Origin of the sequence: Streptomyces sp. A0592, assembly GCF_004795115.1 — a bacterium.
In the GTDB taxonomy this organism is placed as follows: domain Bacteria; phylum Actinomycetota; class Actinomycetes; order Streptomycetales; family Streptomycetaceae; genus Streptomyces; species Streptomyces erythrochromogenes.
The window spans coordinates 341,353-355,347 of record NZ_SSBM01000001.1; the positions used below are offsets into that span (position 1 = coordinate 341,353).

A 13,995-nucleotide genomic window follows, 5' to 3' on the forward strand; every position below is an offset into this window, starting at 1 on the left:
GCGACCTTCTCAGGGACTAGGCCGCAGCCCTTGTGTACCGCACCTGCGGTACGGGCGTCCGACCTGCGCACCGCGCCGCCGGACGGCAGGATGGCCGCATGCTGCTGGCCGAGGTCGCTCGCGTGTCACGGGAAGTCGCCGCCACTTCCGCCCGGTCCCGCAAGACCGCACTGCTCGCGGAGCTCTTCGCCGCGGCTCCGCCCGAAGAGGCCGGACTGGTCATCTCCTACCTCTCCGGACGCCTCCCGCAGGGCCGCCCGGGCATCGGCTGGCGCATCCTGGGCCAGGAGACCCCACCGGCGGCCGAGCCCACCCTCACCGTCCGCGACGTCGACGCGGCGGTCGGCGGACTCGCCGCGGAGGCCGGCGCCGGATCCGCCGCCCGGCGCAGCGGGATCGTCGCCGGGCTGCTCGGCGCGGCCACCGAGGCCGAGCAGGCCTTCCTGCGCAGCCTGCTGTCGGGCGAGGTGCGCCAGGGCGCGCTCGACGCCGTGGCCCTGGAGGGCGTGGCCGCGGCCGCCGGGGTACCCGCGGCCGAGCTGCGCCGGGCGGTGATGCTGGACGGTTCCCTGCCGCGGGTCGCCCAGGCGGTGCTCGCCCACGGAGCCGAGGCGCTGCGCGCGGTGACCCTGCGGGTGGGCCGGCCGGTCCAGCCGATGCTGGCGGGCACGGCCGGATCGGTGACCGAGGCGCTGGCCGCGCTCGGCCCGTGCGCGGTGGAGGAGAAGCTGGACGGGATCCGCGTGCAGGTCCACCGCGAGGGGGACGACGTACGGGTCTACACGCGCTCCCTCGACGAGATCACCGGGCGGCTGCCCGAGGTCGCCGAACTGGCCAGGTCCCTGCCGGGGGAGCGGTTCATCCTCGACGGGGAGGTCATCGGCCGGAGCCCGGACGGCCGCCCCGTCCCCTTCCAGGAGATCGCGAGCCGGGTCGGCTCCCGGGTGGACGTGGGCGCCGCCCGGCGGACGCTGCCGGTGGTCCCCTACTTCTTCGACGTCCTGGCCGTCGGCGGCGACGTCCTGCTGGACCTTCCCGTCCGCGAGCGGTATGCCGCCCTGGCCGCTCTCGTGCCCGAGGGAGCCCGGGTCCGCCGCCTGGAGGTGCGGGACCCGGCGGCCCAGGAGGCCGAGGCCGTGGAGTTCTGGGCCGAGACCCTGCGCCGCGGCCACGAGGGCGTGGTGGTCAAGGGCCTGGACTCGGCGTACGCGGCCGGCCGGCGCGGCAAGCACTGGCTGAAGGTGAAACCGGTGCACACCCTGGACCTGGTCGTGCTCGCCGCCGAATGGGGCCACGGGCGGCGCACGGGACTGCTCTCGAACCTCCACCTCGGGGCCCGGGCCGCCGACGGTACCTACGCCATGCTCGGCAAGACGTTCAAGGGCCTCACGGACGAGATGCTGCGCTGGCAGACGCAGGCGCTGCGCGCGCTCGCCACCTCGGACGACGGTTTCACGGTACGGGTGCGCCCGGAACTGGTGGTGGAGATCGCCTACGACGGACTGCAGCGCTCGACGCGCTACCCGGCCGGAGTGGCCCTGCGTTTCGCGCGGGTGGTGAGGCACCGCCCGGACAAGGCCGCGCAGCAGGCCGACACCGTCGAGACGGTACTGGGCCGACGCAACGCCCCCTGAGACCAGCAGCCCGCCACAGAGCCGAACCCGTGCCCCCGGTGGGGCTGGAGACTCCGTGCCCCCGGCGGGGTGGGGCCGGTGCCTCCGCCAGGGCCGAGCCCGGCGCTGGCGGGGTGGGAGCCGGTGCCCCGGGTGGGGCTGGGGCCGGTGCCCCCGGTGGGGCGGGGCCGGTGCCTCCGCCAGGGCCGAGCCCGGCGCTGGCGGGGTGGGAGTCCGTGCCCCGGTGGGGCCGAAGCCGGTGCCCCGGCCGAAGCCGGTGCCCCGGGTGGGGCTGGGGCCGGTGCCCTCGGCGGGGTGGGGCCGGTGCCTCCGGCAGGCCCGAGCCCGGTACCGCTGGCGGGGTGGGAGCCCGTACCCCCGGTGGGGCCGAAGCCGGTGCCCCGGGTGGGGCTGGGGCCGGTGCCCCCGGTGGGGCTGGGGCCGGTGCCTCCGGCAGGGCCGAGCCCGGTACCGCTGGCGGGGTGGGAGCCCGTACCCCCGGTGGGGCCGAAGCCGGTGCCCCGGGTGGGGCTGGGGCCGGTGCCCCCGGTGGGGCCGAAGCCGGTGCCCCCGGCAGGCCCGAAGCCCGATACCGCTGGCGGGGCTGGAGCCCGTGTCCCCGGTGGGGCCGGAGCGCTTGCTTCCGGCAGGCGGCCGGGGCTGCGGCGTCGGCCGCGTCATCGAATCGTCGTAGGACAGCCGTAGACGGGCGGGCCATGGTGGCTGTCCACGTGCCGGCCCCTGACGGCGGGCGCGCACCACGACGGGGCTGCCCGTCGTCCCCGTGACCCCCGCCGTGCCAGGAGCCGCCATCGTGGACCTTGACTCCGTGCTGACCCGTCGGCCGATATCCGGCCCGGAGGCGTCCCGTGACGGCGCGCCGCCCCCGAAGGGGTCCGGGCGCCTGCACCGTGCCCGGGCCGCCGTGGTCGCGGCCCTGCCCGGCACCGGCGCGGTCGCCGCCTCCCTCCTCGCCCTGGCCGCCATCGCCGCGGTCATCGGCGAACCGGTCCTCATACCGTCCCTGGCCGCCAGCGCCGCAGTCCTGCACCACACCCCCACCCTGCACACGGCCCAGCCCCGCACCGTCGTCATCGCCCACCTCCTGGGCGCCGGAGCCGGCTACGCGCTCCTCGCCGTGGCACCGAGCGCCCCCTGGAGCGCGGCCCTGGCCGGAGGTCTGACCTTCGCCGCCACGACCCTCGCCCGGACCCCGCACTCACCCGCCTGCGCCACCGCCGTCGTCGTCGTGCTGCAGACCCCGGCACCCGCACGGTTCGTCCCGCTGCTGTTCGGCGCGACCCTGGTCCTCGTCCTCGGCGGTGTCGCCGCCTCCCGCACCCACCCGGCCGGAGACCGGTACCCGGTCCGCTGGTGGTAGGCGGCGCTTTGCCTCAGAGGCAAGAAGGTTTGCCAGGAAGGCAAGACTCTGGCTCAATCGGGGCATGAAACCCGGTACCGCCCCCGACCGCCCGGAAGACGCGGTCGACGAGCTGCCCGCCGTGGCGCCGCAGCTGCGCGAGCTGCGCCGCCGTGCCGGCCTCACCCTGGAGGCCGCCGCCGCGCGGGCCCGGCTGTCGCCCGCCCACCTGTCCCGGCTGGAGACCGGCCGGCGCCAGCCCTCGCTGCCGCTCCTGCTGGGGCTCGCCCGCACCTACGGTACGACGGTCTCCGAGCTGCTCGGCGAGACCCCTGCCGTCGCCGATCCCATCGTACGGGCCGGCGGTCCGGGTGCCCGCGAGGCCGACGGCTGGACGTACTGGCAGGCGGGCGGCGCCGGGCGCGGGATGCAGGCGCTGCGCGTCCACGTGCCGCACGGCCGAGGCCCGGACGAACTGGTCCGCGTCCATCCCGGCGAGGAGTGGCTGTACGTCCTCCAGGGGCGGCTGCGCCTGCACCTGGGCGAGGCCGAGTACCTGCTGGAGCCGGGGGACAGTGCCCACTTCGACTCCCTCACCCCGCACCGGATCGGTGCCGCCTCCCCGGGCGGAGCCGACCTGCTGTTCGTCCACACCCTGCTCCAGAGCAGCCTCGCCGGGCTGTGCCTCGGCGGGGCCGCCACCACCACGCACCACCGATAGGCGAGGAGCCCACCCATGACCCCCGTGCCCCCTGCGGACGAGCCCGCCGGCGTACGTGCGCGCTTCGAGGCCAAGTTCCCGCGCGGCCTGATCATCCGGCTGGTCGCCTACCTCTTCGTGGGCCACCTCTTCGCCTTCTTCGTCTACCTCCTCTTCGTCCTGGGTGGCCAGAACCAGTAACCACCCGCAGCGCGCGAGTTCGGGCCGCGCGGCTATGGAAAGGTGCGGGGGCGGTGGCTACCCTCCGCGCATGATTCCCACGGTTGTCTGGGGTACCGGCAACGTCGGCCGTCTGGCCATCCGCGCCGTCGCGGCCCATCCCGCGCTCGAACTCTGCGCAGTCATCGTCCACAATCCAGCCAAGGTCGGCCGCGACGCCGGCGAACTCGGCGGCCTCGACCACCTGTTGGGAGTCGAGGCCACCGACGACGCCGAAGCCGTACTCGCCGGCCGTCCCCGAGCGGTGGTGTACGCCGCGTCCGGGGACGTCCGGCCCGACGACGCCCTCGCCGACATCACCCGTGCGGTCCGGGCGGGCGCGGTCGTCGTCAGCCCGGCCCTCTACCCGCTCTACGACCACCGCAGCGCCCCGCCGGAGTTCCGCGACCCGGTACTGGCGGCCATCGCCGAGGGCGGCGGCTCGCTCTTCGCCTCCGGCGTCGACCCCGGATGGGGCAACGACGTCCTCCCGCTCCTGCTCAGCGGCCTCGGCACCACCATCGACGCCATCCGCTGCCAGGAGATCTTCGACTACTCCACCTACGACCAGCCGGACTCCGTCCGCAACCTCATCGGCATGGGCCACCCCATGGACTTCGAGCCGATGATGCTCATGCCCTCGATCCCGACGATGGTCTGGGGCGGTCAGATACGGATGATGGCCCGGGCGCTCGGGGTCGAACTCGACGAGATCCGCGAGACGTCGGAGCGCCGCGCGCTCGACACCACCGTGACCACCCGCACCATGGGCGCGTTCGAGGCCGGCACCCAGGGGGCGATCCGCTTCGAGGTCCAGGGCATCGTCGGCGGCGAGCCCCGCATCGTCATCGAGCACGTCACCCGCATCCACCCCTCGTGCGCACCGGAATGGCCGGTGCCGCCGGACGGCGGCGACGGCGCCCACCGCGTCGTGATCGAGGGCCGCCCCCGCATCGAGGTCACCGTCGAGGCCACCGACGAGGGCGAGAACCGTTCCGCGGGCGGCAACGCCACCGCCGTCGGCCGCCTCGTCGGCGCCATCGACTGGCTCGCGGCGGCGGAGCCCGGACTCTACGACGCCCTGGACATCCCGCTGCGGCCCGCCACCGGCAGACTCGGAAGGAAACCGTCATGAGGATCGACATCCCCGAAGGCCAGCACCCGATCGAGTACGTGTGGGGCGACATGGTGCCCGGGATCGGCATGGCCGCCGCGAACTTCTCCCTGTCGGTGTACGCCCACACCACCCTCGGGCTGCGCGAGTTCGAGGCCGCACGGCTGCGCGTCGCGCAGATCAACGGGTGCGTCTTCTGCCTGGACTGGCGCACCGAACGGGACGGGCAGAAGGTCGAGGAGGAGTTCGCCGACGCGGTCACCGAGTGGCGCACCACCGACGCGTTCGACGAGCGCACCCGGCTGGCGGCGGAGTACGCCGAGCGGTACACCCTCGACCACCACGGGCTCGACGAGGAGTTCTGGGACCGGATGACCGCGCACTACAGCCAGCTGGAGGTCGTCGAGCTCACCATGAGCATCGGGTCCTGGCTGGCCTTCGGGCGGCTCAACCACGTGCTGGGCCTCGACAGCGTCTGCGTGCTGCCCGGGCACTGAAGCGGCGCTGAGCGGGCCGGGCCGGGGCCGGGCCGGGCCCGGTCGGGCGTGCAGAGGGGCAGGGCGTGAAAAGGGGCCGTTCGGCGATCCGAACGGCCCCGGCCGCTGGGGGGAGGACGCGGCCCTACGGGAGGTCGGTGGCGATGATCTTCTCGATATTGCGCTCGGCGAGCGCGGTGATGGTGACGAACGGGTTCACGCTGGCGTTTCCGGGGATCAGCGCGCCGTCGATCACGTACAGGCCGGTGTAGCCGTGCAGGCGGCCGTAGTTGTCGGTGGCCCTGTCCAGGACGGCGCCGCCGAGCGGGTGGTAGGTCAGGGTGTCGTTCCAGATCTTGTAGGCGCCGAACAGGTCGGTCCGGTAGATCGTCCCCTCCTTCGAGTTGATCTTGTCGAAGATGGTCTTGGCCATCGAGATGGACGGCTGCTTCCAGGCGGTCTGCCAGCTCAGGTCGACCCTGCCCGCGGCCGCGTTCCAGGTGAACTCGGCGCGGTTGGGGTTCTTGGTGATCGACAGGTAGAACGAGGCGTACGTCTCGATCCCGGTCGGCAGCGGAGCCACCTCGGCGAACGCGCCCCCCGCGTCCCAGTTGTCGATGCCGGAGCAGGGGATGGTCGACTGGAGCTTGCCGGTCGGGTCCCACATGTGGTTGGCGCGGCCGCACATGACGTTCCCGTTCTCGCCCCAGCCCTTGCCCACCTCGCCGTTGAGGTTCGCCAGCGCCCCGGTCGCCTTCAGCTTGACCAGGAGCTTGCTGGTGCCGACGCTGCCGGCGGCGAAGAACACCCGGTCGGCGGTGACGGTCTTGGTGGCCACGGTGTCGCCGGTGGTGTTGATCTGGTCGATGGCGACCGTGTAGCCGCCGCCCGCGGCGGGGGAGACCGTGGTGACCTTGTGCAGGGGCGAGATGGTGACCCTGCCCGTGGCCCTGGCCTGCGCGAGGTACGTCTGCACCAGCGACTTCTTGCCGTGGTTGTTGCCGTAGAGGATCTCCCCGGCCAGAGCGGACTTGGTGGCGGTGCCGTCGGCCTCCCGCTTCATGTAGTCCCAGTCGTACACGTCGGGTACGAAGGTCCAGGCGAAGCCGGAGCGCTGGGCGTGCTTGCGGCCGACGCGGGAGAACTGGTAGCAGTCGGCGGTGTCGAACCAGGCCGGGTCCACCATCCCGACGCCGAGTCCGGCGTTGGCCCTCGGGTAGTAGGTGTCGTACATCTCGTCGGCGTTGACCGAGGGGAGGACGGCGGCGAAGTTCGCGCGCTTGGGCGTGACCGCCATGCCGCCGTTGACCAGCGAACCGCCGCCGACGCCGCGGCCCTGGTAGACCGTGATGCCGGCGAAGTCCTCGGCGTCCAGGATCCCCGTGTACTTGGGGACGTCCTTGTCGATGGGGAAGCCGAGGAAGTTGCTGAGCGGGGCCTTGGTTCGCGTGCGGAGCCAGAACGAGCGGTAGTCCGGAGTGGTCACCTTCGGGAAGACCTTGCCGTCCGGGCCCGGGGTGTCCCAGTTCATGCCCATCTCGATCATCTGCACGTCGACTCCGGCCTGGGCCAGCCGCAGCGCCGCGACCGACCCGCCGTAGCCGGTGCCGATGACCAGGACCGGTACGCGGGCGCCGTCGCCGATGGGTGCGGGGGCGGCGGCGGCCGCCGCGGCGGCCTGGGCCGGGGTGATGTGACCGGCCAGGGCCACGGCTCCGATTATGGAACCTGTTCTACCGAGAAATCCGCGGCGTGAAATTCCATTGGAGCCTCTTTGGGGCAGGGCGTTGTCACCCATGTGACGTTCCTCACTCTCGATGGAATGGGAACGAGTTCTACTGCCGCCTGCGTGCGAAGTCACTACATACGTCTAGGTAACTTTCGGTCGATCAGGCATTCCCGGTGACCGGTTCCCGGCTCGGACCCAGCCCAGTACGAGCAGCGAGGCGACCGCGGCGAAGGCGCACCAGGTGGAGGCGAATTCCAGCCGCCACAGCGCTGAGCAGGCCAGTGCCCCCGCCGCCAGCACCAGGCCGAGGGTCCGCAGCCGCCGGTCCCCGGCGAGCACCAGCGCGCCCAGGGTGGCGAACAGACAGCCCGTCAGAACCAGCGGCATCCACGGAACATTCACGCCGTAGCCGATGGTGCGGCCCCGGATCTCGGCGGTCACCGGCCGGGTCGCCAGGGCGTGGGCGAGGACCGCGGCGGTCGCGAGACCGACCGCCACCGGCCACCAGGTCGGCCGTCGCGCTCCAGCACACGGGGATCAGCCCGGCGCCGTACGGCCGCCCCGCTCGCGGGGTTCGAGCGGCGGGGCCGACACCGCGCAGTACGTGTGGCACTGCGGGTGGCACGCCTTGGACGCGGGGGAGCGCACGGTCGCCCAGGCCACGGCGGCGCCGACCAGGAAGGCCCCGGTGCACCAGAGCATGGCCCGCCCGAAGGCGGCGTCGAACTGGGTTGCCGAGCGGTACGACTCGGGCCCCATCCCGGACAGCAGCGGCAGCGCCGCCACCGCGAGCAGCCCGGCGACGCGCGCCGCCGCGTTGTTGATGCCGCTGGCCAGTCCCGCCCGGCCGGGGTCCACCGAGGCCAGCACGGTGGAGGTCAGCGGCGCGACGAGGGCCACCAGGCCCATGCCCATCACGACCATCGCGGGCAGGACGTCCTGTACGTAGGACGCCGCAGGTCCCACGCGCAGCATCAGCAGCGTCCCCGCGGCACACAGCAGCGGCCCCACCGTGAGCGGGATGCGCGGTCCGATCCGCTCCCCGAGCTCACCCGAGCGCGCCGACAGCAGGAGCATCAGGAGGGTCGTCGGCAGCATCGCGGCCCCGGCGGCCAGCGCCGAGTACCCGGACACCGCCTGGAGCTGCAGCACGACCAGGAAGAAGAACCCCCCGATGGCCGCGTACACGCACAGGGTGACGAGGTTGACGGCGGTGAACTGCCGGGACGCGAAGATGTCCGGCGGCACCATCGGGTCGGCCCGCCGCCGCTCCACGTACACGAAGGCGCCGCCCAGCAGGACCCCGAGCACCGCCGCGGCGATCACCGCCGCCGATCCGGACCGGGCCTCGATCAGTGCGTAGGTGACCAGCCCGAGGGCGCCCGCGCCGAGCGCCGCGCCGGCCACGTCGAACCGCCCGTGCGCCTGCGGGTCCCGGGATTCCGGTACGTGCCGCAGGGCGACCGGCACGCACACCGCGGCCAGCGGAACGTTCAGCAGGAAGACCCACCGCCAGCCGGGCCCGTCCACCAGCCAGCCGCCGAGGAACGGCCCCACCGCCGCGCCCACCCCGCCGAGTCCCGACCACAGGCCGATCGCACGCCCTCGGTCGTCGGCCCGGATCGACGCCTGGATCAGGGCCAGGGAGCCGGGTGCCAGCAGCGCCCCGCCGATGCCCTGCAGGGCCCGGGCGGCGATCAGCACCCCGGCGTTCGGTGCGATGCCGCACAACAGCGAGCCGGCGGCGAACCAGACCACGCCCAGTGTGAAGATCCTGCGACGCCCGAAGCGGTCACTCAGCGAGCCGCCGACCAGGATCAGCCCGGCCAGGGTCAGCAGGTAGGCGTTCACCGTCCACTGGAGCACCGCCAGATCGGCGTCCAGGTCCTCCCCGATGCGCGGCAGGGCCACGTTCACCACGGTCCCGTCCAGCATGGCCATGGTCGATCCGAGCACCGTGGTCAGCAGGATCCACCGCCCGCGCGCCGAGGCGAGCGCGATGGCGGGCTCGGGCGGCGGGGCGGGCGGCTCGGCGGGCACGGTCATGCCTTCAGGCTGGCCCGCCCGGCGCGGAAGGGCCACCGGGGCGCGGGGCCGCGTTCGGGGGCAGGTGGCGCGCCCTGGGGCCGGGAACGGCTCAGAAGGCCCTCTTGTAATGAGCATGACGTCTCCTTCACCATGACCCGCGCACGTCACGCGCACCCTTCCCGCACATCCCGCACACGGCGTACGAGGAGACAACACGTGGCCCAACGCGACAAGCGGCCCTCACGAGCCCTGAGGCCCACAAGGCCGGGCAGGTCCGCACGGTCCTTACGCACGGCGCTCGCCGCCCTCACCTCGCTCCTGCTGCTCCCGCTCGGCGCGGGCGTCGCAGCGGCCGCGCCGGATCCCGGCCCCGGCGCGCCGAGCGCGGCCGAGCGCAAGATCGAACCCAAGCTCCGCGCCCAGCTCGACGGCTCCGCCAAAGCCGTCTTCTGGGTCTATCTCGACAGCGCCGCCGACCTCACCGCCGCGGGGAAGCAGCAGACCCGCGCCGCCAAGGCCGAGACCGTGCTGAAGGCGCAGAAGGACCACGCCGCGCGCAGCCAGGCCGACGTCATCAAGGCCCTGGAAGGCACGGGGGCCGAGTACACCTCGTACTGGATCGTGAACGCCGTGCGCGTCGTCGGCAGCGAGAAGCTCGCCGGGACGCTCGCGCAGCGCCCCGAGGTGGCACGGATCGACGCCGACGACAAGGTCGACCTCCCCAAGCCCGCCGAGGGCAAGCGCGAGAAGGCCGTCGCCGACGCCGTCGAGTGGAACATCGACCGCATCAAGGCCCCGCAGGTGTGGGACCAGATCGGCGTCCGCGGCGAGGGCATCGTCGTCGCCAACATCGACAGCGGCGTCGACTTCACCCACCCGGCCGTGGCCAACCAGTACCGCGGCAGGAACGCGGACGGCAGCCACTCCCACGCCTACAACTGGTTCGACCCCGCGGGCGTCTGCGCCGGCGCCGCACCGTGCGACAACAACGACCACGGCACCCACACCATGGGCACGATGGTCGGCGATGACGGCGGCGCCAACAAGATCGGCGTCGCCCCCGGCGCCAAGTGGATCGCCGCCAAGGGCTGCGAGTCCAACTCCTGCTCCGAGGCCTCGCTGCTCGCCTCCGGCCAGTGGATCGTCGCCCCGACGGACCTGAACGGCCAGAACCCGCGTCCCGACCTCGCCCCGCACATCGTCAACAACTCCTGGGGCGGCACGGGCGGCGACTCCTGGTACCAGCAGATCGTCGACACCTGGCGGGCCGCCGGCATCTTCCCGGCCTTCTCCAACGGCAACGCCGGCCCCGGCTGCTCCACCAGCGGCTCACCCGGTGACTACGCGAGCTCCTACAGCTCCGGCGCCTTCGACATCAACAACGCGATCGCGTCCTTCTCCTCGCGCGGCGCCGGCCCCGGCGGGATCGTCAAGCCGAACATCTCCGCGCCGGGCGTGAACGTCCGCTCCTCCGTACCCGGCGGCGCGTACGAGGCCTTCTCGGGCACCTCCATGGCCTCGCCGCACACCGCGGCCGCCGTGGCCCTGCTGTGGTCCGCAGCCCCGTCCCTCGAAGGCGACATCGCGCAGACCGAGTCGCTCCTGGACGGCACCGCCCTGGACACCGACAGCAGCCAGTGCGGTGGCAACGCCGCCGACAACAACGTCTTCGGAGAGGGCCGCCTCGACGTCCTCGCCGCCGTCAGCGCCGCCCCGCGCGGCGCCCTCGGCGCCCTCGGCGGCACCGTCCGCTCCGGCGGCCAGCCCCTCGCGGGCGCGAAGGTCACCGCCGACGGCCCGATCGACCGCACGGCCACCACGGCCGCGGACGGCAGCTACTCCTTCCCGGCCCTCTCGGTCGGCGAGTACACCCTGACCGCTGCCAAGTTCGGCTACGGGCAGCAGACCGCGACCGCCACCGTGACCGAGAACGCCACCGCCACCGGCGACTTCACCCTCACCCAGGCGGCCTCCGGCAAGGTCACCGGCACCGTCGCCTCGGCCTCCGGGCCGGCCGCCGGGGCCGCCGTCACCATCGCCGACACCCCGGTGACCGCGACCGCCGACGCCCAGGGCCGCTTCGAGGTCACCCTGCCGCACGGCACCTACCGGGTGAACGCCACCCACGCCTCCCGCTGCCTCAGCGGCGGCACCGCCGAGGTCGCCGTCGGCGGCGACACCACCGTCGCGGTGAACCTCCCCGAGCGCACCGACGGCTACGGCTACGCCTGCGCCACCGCCGACCGGCCCTACGTGGAGGGCAGCCGCCAGCTCGCGCTGACGGGCGACAACACCACCGAACGGGTCGACCTGCCCTTCCCGCTGCCGCTGTACGGCAAGACGTACGCCCAGGCCTGGATCGGCACGAACGGCACCGTCAGCTTCGGCGGCAACAACACCGGCGACATCAACGGCGACCTCCCGAGCACGGCCACGCCCAACGCGGCCCTCTACCCCTTCTGGGACGACCTGGTCGTCGGCGCGGCGGGCAGCGGTTCGGGCGTCTTCACCGCGGTCACCGGCACCGCCCCGCACCGCAGCTACGTGATCGAGTGGCGCGAGGTGTCCCACTGGTCGGCGCAGGCCGACAGGTTCTCCTTCTCGGCGGCCATCGGCGAGGACGGCACCGTCACCTACTCCTACAAGGGCACCGGCGGCACCGGCATCAAGGGCGGCTCCACGGCCACGGTCGGCGTGGAGAACGCCACCGGAACCGACGCCTTCAAGTACTCCTTCAACACCCCGGTCATCACGGACGGCCTCTCCATCGCCTTCCGCACCACCAAGAGCGGTGTGGTGGCCGGCCGGGTGCTCGACGCCAACGACGGCAACGGCGTCGCGGGCGCCACGGTGACCGTCGGCACGGGCGACACCGCCGTGTCGGCGACCACGGCCGCCGACGGCGGGTACGTCGTCCAGAGCCCCTCCGGCTCGCGCACCGTCTCTCTCGCGGCGGCGCAGTACGAGTCCGCCACCGCCACGGTGGACGTCAAGGCCGCCGACGTCACGAAGGTGACGCAGTCCCTGCGCACCGGCAGGGTGACGGCGTCCAAGCCGGCACTGGAGGTCGTGCTCCCGGCCGACCAGCAGCGGACCCGGACCCTGGACCTCACCAACCCGGGCCTCGGGACGGCGTTCACCGTGACCGAGGACGCGGGCTGGCTGACGGCCACGCCGGCCGCCGGTGACCTGCCGACGGGCGGGAAGGTGCCGGTCACCCTCTCGGTCGACACGACCGGACTGGCAGCCGGCACGGTCCTGACCGCCGACCTGAGGATCGCCTCGGCAAGCGGCCGCACCCCGGTCCTCACCGTCCCGGTCAAGGTCGTCGTCCCGCGCTACCAGGTCGGAGTGGACGCCGGCTCCGGCTACGGCACCACCGACGCCCTCGGCGACGCCTGGTCCCCGGACCGCAAGTACACGGCCGGCTCCTACGGCTACCAGGGCAACGGCACCGTCCAGTCCACCGGCCGCACCATCGCCGGCACGGACGAGCAGCGGCTCTTCCGCAACGCCCGTGAGGGCATGTACGAGTACCGCTTCGACAACGTGCCGAACGGCACCTACACGGTGGAGCTCGGCTTCGCGGAGCTGTCCTCCACCAAGCCGAACAAGCGCGTCTTCGACGTCCTGGCCGAGGGCACGCAGGTCCTGCCCTCCCTCGACATCGCCCTGGAGGCGGGCACCTACAAGGCCCTGACCCGCACCTACACGGTCACGGTCACCGACGGGGTGCTCAACGTCCGCTTCGTGACGCACTCCGGCTTCGGCAAGCCCCTGCTCAACACGCTCCGGGTGACCGACCGCCCGGACCTGGGCTGACGGGCCGAGGGGGCGAGGCGCTCACCGGCCCCGCCCCCTCCTTCCGGCCGGGCTCAGCGGCTTTCCGGCCCATTCGGGTGGCGGGAGCGGCGGATCCGCGCGACCTGCCACGGGCCCGTGGCCCGGGTCGTTAGCGTGAGCGACCATGACGCTCCTGAGCGACCAGGCAGATGCCGTCCGGGCCCTCGTGGAGTCCGCCGATCCCGGGGCGGTGTGGGCCGTCGGCGGACCCGACGGCCCACACGCCGGTTCGGGCGCCGCGGACGACGTCCACGACGTCGGCGGCCTCACCGGCGTCCTCGCCCTGTGGCCGGCCGTCGGAACCCTCGTCGACGAGGGCGCGCTGCACCTGCACACCCCGCTCACCGCGTACGGGGCCGAGGCCGCGGCGGACACCCCCGCCGGGATTACCGCCCACCACCTCCTCACCCACCCCGGCGGCACGGCCGCCCTCACCCGTCTCGTCGAGCACCTCTCTGGCAGCACCCTCGCCGAGCTCGCGGCCGTACGGGTCTGGAACCCGCTCGGCATGACCCGCACCCGCCTCGCCGACGGCACCCTCCGCGCGCCCCTCGACGACCTGGCCCGCTTCCTGCGGCACGTCCTGCACCCGAGTGGCCCGGGTGACGACGGCGGGGCGCCCGCACCGGCACCCCCCACCCCCGCCTGGACGGCCGAGTCCCTCCGCATCCGCACGGGCGAACTCACCCCCGCCCGCGGGCTCCTCTGGCACCCCGCCCCGCACGGCGTCTGGACCCACCACGCCCCGACCGACCCGGGCCCGGCAGTCTGGATCTCCCCCCGCCGCCACCGCTGGGCCGTCCTCCTCCCGGCCGCCCGCGGCCCCCTGCGCACCACCTTCCGCGAGGCCGTCTTCACCCCGGACGGATCCACGCGGAGCGCCGGGCCGGGCGGGATCCCCCGGGTGTAGCGC

At 73.7% G+C, this 13,995-nt stretch carries 10 protein-coding genes and 1 pseudogene; 8 read left to right on the plus strand and 3 right to left on the minus strand.

Annotated elements, in window-relative coordinates:
- Positions 1-98: 98 nt before the first annotated feature.
- The 6 genes from E6U81_RS01645 (at position 99) to E6U81_RS01665 (ending at position 5,503) form a co-directional block, all read left to right on the plus strand.
- Entirely contained in the window at positions 99-1,634 is a 1,536-nt protein-coding gene (locus E6U81_RS01645; protein WP_136228219.1) for an ATP-dependent DNA ligase, read from the plus strand.
- Between the two features lie 793 nt (positions 1,635-2,427).
- Complete coding sequence (locus E6U81_RS01650; RefSeq protein WP_240803562.1) at positions 2,428-2,994, plus strand: HPP family protein; 567 nt, start codon at positions 2,428-2,430, stop codon at positions 2,992-2,994.
- A gap of 64 nt (positions 2,995-3,058) precedes the next feature.
- Complete coding sequence (locus E6U81_RS01655; protein WP_136228220.1) at positions 3,059-3,694, plus strand: XRE family transcriptional regulator; 636 nt, start codon at positions 3,059-3,061, stop codon at positions 3,692-3,694.
- Positions 3,695-3,709: 15 nt separating this feature from the next.
- Positions 3,710-3,874, plus strand: a complete 165-nt coding sequence (locus tag E6U81_RS39605; protein ID WP_168714522.1) for a DUF6126 family protein — start codon at positions 3,710-3,712, stop codon at positions 3,872-3,874.
- 70 nt (positions 3,875-3,944) lie between these two features.
- Positions 3,945-5,027: a dihydrodipicolinate reductase gene (locus tag E6U81_RS01660; RefSeq protein ID WP_136228221.1), complete on the plus strand. Its 1,083-nt coding sequence runs from the start codon at positions 3,945-3,947 to the stop codon at positions 5,025-5,027.
- The gene (locus E6U81_RS01665; protein WP_136228222.1) at positions 5,024-5,503 is read left to right on the plus strand and encodes a carboxymuconolactone decarboxylase family protein; all 480 of its coding nucleotides are present in this window, start codon (positions 5,024-5,026) and stop codon (positions 5,501-5,503) included. Before E6U81_RS01660 ends, E6U81_RS01665 begins: the two co-directional genes overlap by 4 nt.
- Positions 5,504-5,627: 124 nt before the next feature.
- On the opposite strand, the gene E6U81_RS01670 is transcribed toward E6U81_RS01665, so the two are convergent.
- The 3 genes and pseudogenes from E6U81_RS01670 to E6U81_RS01680 all read right to left on the minus strand — a co-directional run bounded on the left by E6U81_RS01670 (position 5,628) and on the right by E6U81_RS01680 (position 9,257).
- Positions 5,628-7,280 (minus strand): GMC oxidoreductase, encoded by a 1,653-nt coding sequence (locus E6U81_RS01670; protein ID WP_136228223.1) that lies wholly within the window; start codon positions 7,278-7,280, stop codon positions 5,628-5,630.
- 72 nt (positions 7,281-7,352) lie between these two features.
- A pseudogene (locus E6U81_RS01675) lies at positions 7,353-7,724 on the minus strand (DUF6629 family protein); the annotation flags it as partial.
- Positions 7,725-7,748: 24 nt separating this feature from the next.
- Entirely contained in the window at positions 7,749-9,257 is a 1,509-nt protein-coding gene (locus E6U81_RS01680; protein WP_136228225.1) for an MFS transporter, read from the minus strand.
- 198 nt (positions 9,258-9,455) lie between these two features.
- Here E6U81_RS01680 and E6U81_RS01685 point away from each other — a divergent pair, with 198 nt between their 5' ends.
- Both E6U81_RS01685 and E6U81_RS01690 read left to right on the plus strand, forming a co-directional pair.
- Positions 9,456-13,061, plus strand: coding sequence for a S8 family serine peptidase (locus E6U81_RS01685; RefSeq protein WP_240803563.1), 3,606 nt, complete (start codon positions 9,456-9,458; stop codon positions 13,059-13,061).
- Positions 13,062-13,206: 145 nt separating this feature from the next.
- Positions 13,207-13,992: a beta-lactamase family protein gene (locus E6U81_RS01690; protein WP_136228227.1), complete on the plus strand. Its 786-nt coding sequence runs from the start codon at positions 13,207-13,209 to the stop codon at positions 13,990-13,992.
- Positions 13,993-13,995 lie beyond the last annotated feature (3 nt).

What these genes read in the sequence shown, in the direction of transcription:
- E6U81_RS01645 (WP_136228219.1), top strand. Translation starts at nt 99, where the DNA reads ATGCTGCTGGCCGAGGTCGCTCGCGTGTCACGGGAAGTCGCCGCCACT.
- E6U81_RS01655 (WP_136228220.1), top strand. Translation starts at nt 3,059, where the DNA reads ATGAAACCCGGTACCGCCCCCGACCGCCCGGAAGACGCGGTCGACGAG.
- E6U81_RS39605 (WP_168714522.1), top strand. Translation starts at nt 3,710, where the DNA reads ATGACCCCCGTGCCCCCTGCGGACGAGCCCGCCGGCGTACGTGCGCGC.
- E6U81_RS01660 (WP_136228221.1), top strand. Translation starts at nt 3,945, where the DNA reads ATGATTCCCACGGTTGTCTGGGGTACCGGCAACGTCGGCCGTCTGGCC.
- E6U81_RS01665 (WP_136228222.1), top strand. Translation starts at nt 5,024, where the DNA reads ATGAGGATCGACATCCCCGAAGGCCAGCACCCGATCGAGTACGTGTGG.
- E6U81_RS01670 (WP_136228223.1), bottom strand. Translation starts at nt 7,280, where the DNA reads ATGGGTGACAACGCCCTGCCCCAAAGAGGCTCCAATGGAATTTCACGC.
- E6U81_RS01680 (WP_136228225.1), bottom strand. Translation starts at nt 9,257, where the DNA reads ATGACCGTGCCCGCCGAGCCGCCCGCCCCGCCGCCCGAGCCCGCCATC.
- E6U81_RS01690 (WP_136228227.1), top strand. Translation starts at nt 13,207, where the DNA reads ATGACGCTCCTGAGCGACCAGGCAGATGCCGTCCGGGCCCTCGTGGAG.